Below are 7568 nucleotides of genomic sequence, written 5' to 3'. Positions count from 1 at the left end.
GAAAGTGTCATAAACTCACACAGTTTCACATTTGCAGCCCGTAATTTCTGGGGTTAAAGGCCAAAAATGTGAGCCTTTCCGGCGGCGTGGTTATCTGACCCAGCCTTTTCGATGCCGCCTCCTCCCCCATAGTCACTACCGAGTAGCCACCAAGCCTGCATCCGCGGACTGCAGCTTGCCGTCAACCATCTCCACGATTCGGTCGGCACCGTGGAGCTGCCCCAGGTCGTGGGTGATGTACAGGGTGGCCACACCCATCTTCCGCGTCACATCCATAATCAGTCGCGTCACCGCCCCTGCACTCTTCTGATCCAAAGCCGCGGTCGGTTCGTCGACTAGCAACACTTCCGGCTCATTCATCAGTGCGCGCGCAACATTGACGCGTGCCTGCTGACCACCGGAAAGCTGGCTCACGCGACGTTCTCCCAGCCCAGCCAGTCCGACTGCCTCGAGCAATTCATCTGCGCGCTTCTCCGCTTCACGACGGCCACCCGCGGGCCACCCGAAAACACGGCCCAATCGCCGCATTGCGATGAGCTGCTGCTTGACCGTCAGCGCTGGCAGAAGATTCGGCTGCTGGAAAACGATGCCGATGTGTTCGCGACGAATCTTGGCAGCATCCGCGCCGCGAGCGCTCAGATCAATGGCCTTCCTTTCCGCACTCTCGTCCGCGCCTGCACCGTTCGCGTCCTGCTTGTTGGAGTACAGCGTGACATGTCCGGTATCGGCACTCTTCAAACAACCTGCGATGGTCAACAGAGTCGACTTGCCGGAACCCGATGGTCCGACCAGTCCCACTACCTCGCCTGCCCGGATCTTCAGCGAGATGTCATCCAAAATGGTGCGTTTGTTGTCGCCATCTTGGACGGTCAGCGAGATGTTCTTCAGAGCGAGTGCCACGGGAGCCTGGTTGTCGATATAGGTAGTCATTTTGTCCTCAATTCCTCAATTCCTCAGTTGCAGGTTGTGCATGATTAACACGATGTGAGTGTTCTGTGGGAAGCCGCCGTGCTAGGCCGTGCTAACGAGCCACTACGCATTCGCCAATGCGGTGGTCGGATCGACGCGGAATACCGGCACCAGTGCCAGCAGCGCACCAACTACGCCGGTCACGGCCAGAATGAGCCCCGGCACGACGGTCGTGGAAGCATCGACCACAATTGGCATGACGTCGCCGCTCTGCAGAGCCCAGCCCGCCGCTGCAGTCACCGCAACACCGCCGCCGACTCCGATTGCCAGCACGGCCAGGACCTGCGCCAGAGAGTCAGCCACCAGCACGGAGCGGGACGCACCGAGCGCCGAGGAAATGGCCACACCACGCAGTCGTTGAACAGTCCACACTGTGAAGAACGCGCCTACCACCAGCGCAGAAATCACATACAGCATCGAGGTCATCGCGTTCAGCGAGGTCTGCTCGCCCTGATAGGAAGCCGACAGGTTATTGCGCTCGCCGTCGCGCAGAATTGTTCCTTCCGGGACATTCGGCAGCTGCGTCGCAGACTCGTCGACAACCATCGCCGCCGGCACCATCTGCCCCGGTGTCAGGTCTTCCATCACACCGCGCCCGGCATAAATGACCGCTTGGTGGTCCAACCACTTATCCCCCGCCACGCGCGCAACGGTGGCCTCGTGCTCGCCCATCGCGCCAGACAGGGTCAGCGAGTCACCTTCCGCAATGGCGGTTTCACTGACACCGTCGGTGACGGCCACCTGGTCGTCGTTAAGCGAAAAGTCGGAGATGACGGTGACGGGCGTTTCATCGACGCGCGCACGACTGACGTAGACATCGCGGATGGTGGCGTTGTTATCGTTCGCCCACGTCTGGACGCTCTTTCGCGCCGTCTCGCCGATGCTTGACGACGACAGCGACGTAGCCCCCTCCGAGATGACGACGGCGTCGTTTTTGCCGTAGACCTCGTCAAGTGCGGAGACGGACTGGGCTGACAGTCCGGCAGCCAAAGCCGAGAGGAACGTGACCATCACAGCAATCATGCCGACGGTGATGGTGATCAGTGCGGCACGGCCTGGAGCGGCTCGAAGTTCTTTCATTGACTGGTACATACTCATTATGGTCGTGGATTCAAAGGCGGATTTAATCGCCAGGGAGGTTGAACTTCGTCTCCAACTTTCGGTTGATGTTGACAATTCCGGCTTGTCAGCGGTGTTTTGGCAGGTGGAACTGCCCTAAGCTCGAGAGCGTGGATACTCCTGAGACCCTGAATCGCAGCTGGCAATTACTGCGGTTTGCCCTGGATGTTTTGGTGCTGGTGCTGCTGGCGGTATGCGTGGTTCCGGATCCGCAGTGGCGAATCATCACCTATGCGGCGTGCTTTCTAGCGGTGTACATTGCAGGTTCCATTGGGCCGATTGGGCAGGCTCGGCATGGCAACGTAGCCAACGAGGTCGCGCTGACTAAGCCGCGTGGCCTGCTGTTGGGCTGGCTTGTGATTCTGCTGCTGTGCTGGGCGGCGTTGGCGTTTGCAACGCTGGACGCCTCGTTCCTGGTTTTCCCACTGTTTTTCGTAATTTTGCAGGTAACCGGCGGCCTTATGGCCGTAATCATGGTGGCGGCGACAACGGCGACGGCAATTGGCGCCATCGCTATCCATACTCCGCTGACATTTGGTGGTGTCCTCGGCCCCATTCTGGGTGGGACGTTTGTACTCACGGTGGGGCTGGGGTTCCGGCTCCTGCAGAAGGAGACTATCGAAAAGACCAAGGCGCTGGAGGAGCTCTCAGCTGCCCGCGCCCACTCGGAAGCACTGTCCCGTCGTGCCGGTGAGCTGGACGAACGCGCACGCCTCGCAGCCGATATTCATGACACCGTGGCGCAGGGGCTTTCCTCCATCCAGCTGCTGCTGCATTCGGTGGAGTCCCGCATGAAAAGTGCTCCCACTCAGCATGACCAGACCTCGGTGGATTCGCTACAGCTCGCCCGCAAGGTTGCGGCCGACAATCTCGCCGAGACCCGGCGCATCATCGCAGCACTTCAGCCGGCTCCCCTCGAAGGCGCAGACCTATCCGGTGCGTTGGAGAAGGTCTGCTCCTCCACGGTGCTGGGCGATGCTGTCAGCTTCTGCGTCGACGGCACACCCACGCGGCTGCCGGCCACCGTCGAAGCAACCATTATCAGGGTGGCCCAGGCGAGCTTGGCGAACGTCGTCAAGCATGCACACGCCACGCGTTGCCGTGTCACCCTGACCTACCAGCCCGACGAGGTTCTGCTCGACTGCGTCGACAACGGCATCGGCTTCGACCCCACCGCACCAACTAACGACGACAGCGTGGGGATCGCCAACGCGCGCCGACGCGTGGAGAAGCTCGGCGGCACCTTCACCATCGAGTCGGAACCGGGGCGTGGCTGCGGTGTCAGCGTCAGCATCCCGCACGAGCTCGCCTCTTAAAGTCCCGCGCCTGGTATGCAGGTAGGAAACGACCATTCACATCACCCGAGGAGTTAGCCAGGTGACCAAGCCCATCGGAGTCCTCATCGCCGACGATCACCCCATCGTCCGCGCTGGTCTTCGCGCAGTCGTTGAATCGGCGCCGGATATCGTCGTGGTTGGCGAGGCGGCCAGCGGTGACGAGGCGGTCGAGAAGGTGCGCGCATCGCTTGACGACGACTCTTGCGACCACATCGATCTGGTACTCATGGACCTTCGCTTTGGTGAGGCCCCTGGCACTGCTACCCGCGCAGGCGGAGTTGATGCCACCGCAGCCATCCGCGCACTGGCCGGGCGCGGCGCAAAGGCCCCAGAAGTGTTGGTGGTGACCAATTATTCTTCGGACTCCGATGTGCTCGGCGCTGTCACCGCAGGCGCAGTTGGTTATCTGCTGAAGGATGCCGCTCCGGAGGAGCTCATCGATGGTATCCGTCGTGCCGTTCGCGGCGAGACCGTGCTGAACACACAAGTGGCCGGGCGCTTGATGGGTCGGATGCGCAACCCCAGTACAGCACTAACCCCGCGCGAACTCGAAGTGCTCGAGTTGGTCGCGCGGGGTATGTCGAATAGAAAAATTGCAGAACAGCTGGTGCTCACCGAAGCGACTGTGAAATCGCATCTGGTACATATTTTCACCAAGCTAGACGTCAGCTCCCGCACCGCGGCTGTTGCTCGGGCGCAGGAGCTGGGAATGTTGGGTGATTAGGAAACGGACTAACCCGCGTGGCTTAAATGATGGCCTCACTTAGAGGACATGAGCTACCAGGAGCTGGTCTCGTCGGCGTTGCCCTTCTTCCAGGTCTCCCACGGAATGTTCCAGTCACCTAGTCCATCAACACCGGAGAGCGTCTCACCAATCGTATTCTTCACAATCACGATGTCACCGCGCTTAGTGTTGTCCAGGAACCACTTAGCGTTGGCGTCAGTGACGTTGATGCAGCCGTGAGACTGGTTGACGCTGCCCTGTGCCCACGTTGACCACGGTGCACCGTGGACGTAGATACCGGAGTAAGACATCTGCGTTGCATAGTTAACCGGCGTGACGTAGCCACCGTTTTCCAGAGACAGGCCGTAGGTACGAGAGTCCATCACCATGGTCTCGTTGCGATCACCGATGATGTACTGGCCATTCGGAGTCGGGTGAACATTCGACCCCATAGAGATAGGCATGGAGTTTACGACTTCACCGTTCTTCTTAATGACCATGGTCTTCGTCGCGTCATCAGCGATAGCAATGACTTCATCACCGATAGTGAAGCTGGTTTCGGCGGACTCCGCACCGTACATATCGTCACCAAGATCCGTGCCGTAAATATCGGACTTCACGGTAACCTTGGTCCCCGGCTTCCAGTACTCCTTTGGACGCCAGCGCACCTCACTGTTATTCAGCCAGTAGAAAGCGCCTTCCACCTTAGGCTCGGTGGTCACCTTAATTGCTTCCTCAGCAGCCTTGCGGTCCGAAATACTCGCGCTGAACTTCACAGCAATAGTCTGACCGACACCCACGGTGGAACCATCCAGCGGGGACAGGTAACCATTTACCTGAGAAGTCGGCTCGACGGTGGTGAAAGAAGTAGCCAGCTTTTCTGTGCCCGAGGTGGCGTTAATCTCATAGGTCTTTGAGTAGCCCAGGGGTTCTGCAGTGGTCCACTTGGTACCACTGGAGTCGAGCTTGCCCTTGACCTCTTTGCCCTCAGGGTTGGTCATAACAACCTTGTCCAGGTGATGTCCCTCTTCCACCTGAACCGAAATCGGGTCAACCACCGAAACATCGGTGGCGTCGTCCTTCACACTGGCGACAAGACCAACGTCTGGCTTCTCCGCCTCTTGCTGCTCGGCATTATCTCCGCCGACGGTACAAGCAGCTAGCGAGATGGTGGTCGCAAATGTCACCACCGCCATCGACAGGCGCTTAAAAGATTGCCGCATGATCGTGCTTCACTCCAACAGTGCAATTATTAAGTAGTAAGTCCCGGGGACACACTGCGACACACAGCGGAGTCCTGCTACAGCCCCTGGTGCGCCCTCGAAAAAGGTCAGACTGCCCTGCAGCGGCACTAGCCACCGATAAAACGCTCGCCCTAACTGAAAAGCCTTATTGACTGCCCAATCGCAGTCATCAACCCCTCACAGGGCGCAGCACGCAAAGTAGCCCAACGGTTCCTACAGTTAACCCTCTGGAAAATTGCTGTGCAACCCCAAAAAACCGGGGCACTTCAACCGACCTGGGAAAACAGCGCCCCCTTGAAGCTGCGTTACCGAAAAGTAATCAGTTCGCTATTCAAAAGTGCCACCGGACGCTTCCGGACGTTACTGAACACTGTCGAACGTAACTCCGACATCTATGCACACTCCCAACGTCGATGGCATTGATACAGGCCCTACCCCACTTTGAGGATTTCCAAACTATTTTTGAACTTTTTTCAAACGGTTGCGCAAAACCTTTCAAAAAACATGCAAAAACATCAATTCAAAAACAGCATCTGACCAGCCGATTTTACAAACAATCAGAAACCTGGTTATATATCTTCTCGTTGCCGGCGAGGAGCTCACACAGAGAGCACCAAGCAGGAAACAGTAAGCGCCATTAGCTCAACTGGCAGAGCAGCTGACTCTTAATCAGCGGGTTCGGGGTTCGAGTCCCTGATGGCGCACAATACAGACCGGGAAGGTAGAAATACCCTCCCGGTCTTTTTGTTGCATAACAAGCGTAGGCGCCAACTTGGGGTTAAGTAGCAAAAAGTGTGTCCGCTCGGCGTGTTGCGGGGCGGGCACACCGTTTGTTACTTCATGGGGCCTTTTCTGATTCCTATCGAGTGTTCGTACTCGGTTGGGATAGCGTTGTCGTAGAAGGCTGGTCGGCCTGTTTCATGGTCGGCTTTGTTGTGGTCTTCTTCGACAAGATCGTTGACTTTGGCGAGTTGATCTTGGCCGAAATTGCACTGCCTGGCGATCTTTAATGGGTCGTCAGGCAGTTGCGTTTTCGAGTGCAGGTACCACTCGAGCATTTTTCGTTGGCGTTCCCCGGACCTGCCGCGATGCGCGTCGGCGATGCGTTTGAGCCCGGCGTTGATGCCGCCTTCCAGACTGTTTGTCGTTGAAGCCCAGCGTTGAGGCTCAAGCGCATTCGGTGGTGGCTGCAGGTAGGTAAACAGCCATCCTTTCCGTGAGAGGTGCAGCAGGGAGTTGTATGCCTTGCGAACTCGCAGATGGGTCCATTCCCACTGGTTGTTGAGTGTGCGGCGCTCTTTTGACACGGGCGTTTTCTCGTTGAGGAATGCTTTGAATACCTGTCCGAAGTCGTGCAGACGCAGCGTCCACTCCCGTGCCTGGTCGAGTGTGGTGATACGGGTCAGTTTCAACGCCAGGGCGTAGATGGCTTTGCCGGCGTCGGTGCGTGGTCGTGATGTGGTGTAGCGGCGGATGACGCGTTGCGCATGGACGAGGCATCGTTGGATTATCGCGTTCGGCCAGCAGGCTTTAATCGCAGTAAGTGCGCCTTGTCCGCCGTCGAGGACGACGCAGAGCGGCTCAGCGATTTTGCGGAGTAGCTGCGTGTAGGCGTGGGCGGTTTCGTGTTTGGTCCAGTGCCATGCGATGACGTGGTCGTGGCTGGCTGCGACGAGCAAGCATCCGGCGGCGGTGTAGGTACCGTCGATGAAGATCTGGTCGTAGATGCGCTGTGGGTCACCGTCGTTGGGGATGTCGATGAGCCAGAACGGTTTGAATCGGCGGTCAAGTGTCCAACGGCTTACCCCTTGTTGCTGGGCGAGTTCAGACAACGTTGCTGTGGAGGTGGCATAAGAGACGAAGGCTTTAAAGTCGCGGGTCTGCGTGCGGTCGGTGCGGGTTCGTGTCGTGGAACTGCCGCAGTTCGGGTCCTTGCATCGCCACCTGGTTGTGCCTTTAGAAGTGGTTCCGTTTTTCTTCATTTGCCCAGCGCATATCGGGCATCGTGGTCTGTTTTTACTCACCCGGAAAGCACACCAACCCCCGATTAGCACATGCGGGTGCCATTCCGGTGGATTGAACACTAATCGGGCGGATATAAGGTCTTGATGCTTATATCCGCCCGATTTACCCAGCCTAATCAGCAGTAATGCTGAAAGTCAGACACACTTTTTG

Annotated in this window: 6 protein-coding genes and 1 tRNA gene; 3 read left to right on the top strand and 4 right to left on the bottom strand. The window is 58.0% G+C overall.

Features of this window, described 5'->3' with window-relative positions; genetic code table 11:
* Positions 1-135 precede the first annotated feature (135 nt).
* Positions 136-930 carry an ABC transporter ATP-binding protein gene (locus tag ADM64_RS03865; RefSeq protein ID WP_049172923.1) on the bottom strand — a complete coding sequence of 265 codons (795 nt, stop codon included), beginning with the start codon at positions 928-930 and terminating at the stop codon, positions 136-138.
* A 102-nt stretch (positions 931-1032) separates the two neighbouring features.
* On the bottom strand, positions 1033-2049 hold the full coding sequence (locus ADM64_RS03860; protein WP_049193207.1) for an FtsX-like permease family protein: 1017 nt from the start codon (positions 2047-2049) through the stop codon (positions 1033-1035).
* A gap of 149 nt (positions 2050-2198) precedes the next feature.
* Here ADM64_RS03860 and ADM64_RS03855 point away from each other — a divergent pair, with 149 nt between their 5' ends.
* Both ADM64_RS03855 and ADM64_RS03850 read left to right on the top strand, forming a co-directional pair.
* A complete protein-coding gene (locus ADM64_RS03855; RefSeq protein WP_065421715.1) occupies positions 2199-3404 on the top strand; it encodes a sensor histidine kinase in 1206 nt (401 codons plus the stop codon).
* A gap of 61 nt (positions 3405-3465) precedes the next feature.
* Positions 3466-4149, top strand: coding sequence for a LuxR C-terminal-related transcriptional regulator (locus ADM64_RS03850; RefSeq protein WP_080985607.1), 684 nt, complete (start codon positions 3466-3468; stop codon positions 4147-4149).
* 53 nt (positions 4150-4202) lie between these two features.
* On the opposite strand, the gene ADM64_RS03845 is transcribed toward ADM64_RS03850, so the two are convergent.
* A complete protein-coding gene (locus tag ADM64_RS03845) occupies positions 4203-5372 on the bottom strand; it encodes a L,D-transpeptidase (RefSeq protein ID WP_049193203.1) in 1170 nt (389 codons plus the stop codon).
* A 652-nt stretch (positions 5373-6024) separates the two neighbouring features.
* On the opposite strand from ADM64_RS03845, the gene ADM64_RS03840 reads away from it, so the two are divergent.
* Positions 6025-6097 (top strand) — tRNA-Lys (locus ADM64_RS03840).
* A 129-nt stretch (positions 6098-6226) separates the two neighbouring features.
* Here ADM64_RS03840 and ADM64_RS03835 read toward each other — a convergent pair.
* On the bottom strand, positions 6227-7417 hold the full coding sequence (locus ADM64_RS03835; RefSeq protein ID WP_162838042.1) for an IS1249 family transposase: 1191 nt from the start codon (positions 7415-7417) through the stop codon (positions 6227-6229).
* Positions 7418-7568: the final 151 nt, after the last annotated feature.

It is taken from the genome of Corynebacterium sp. 401_CJEI, from assembly GCF_001076435.1.
Taxonomy (GTDB): Bacteria; Actinomycetota; Actinomycetes; order Mycobacteriales; family Mycobacteriaceae; genus Corynebacterium; species Corynebacterium jeikeium_D.
Note: the sequence above shows the minus strand (reverse complement) of the source record. Positions and strands in the feature narration are given on the sequence as shown.

What these genes read in the sequence shown, in the direction of transcription:
- ADM64_RS03860 (WP_049193207.1), bottom strand. Translation starts at nt 2,049, where the DNA reads ATGAAAGAACTTCGAGCCGCTCCAGGCCGTGCCGCACTGATCACCATC.
- ADM64_RS03845 (WP_049193203.1), bottom strand. Translation starts at nt 5,372, where the DNA reads ATGCGGCAATCTTTTAAGCGCCTGTCGATGGCGGTGGTGACATTTGCG.
- ADM64_RS03865 (WP_049172923.1), bottom strand. Translation starts at nt 930, where the DNA reads ATGACTACCTATATCGACAACCAGGCTCCCGTGGCACTCGCTCTGAAG.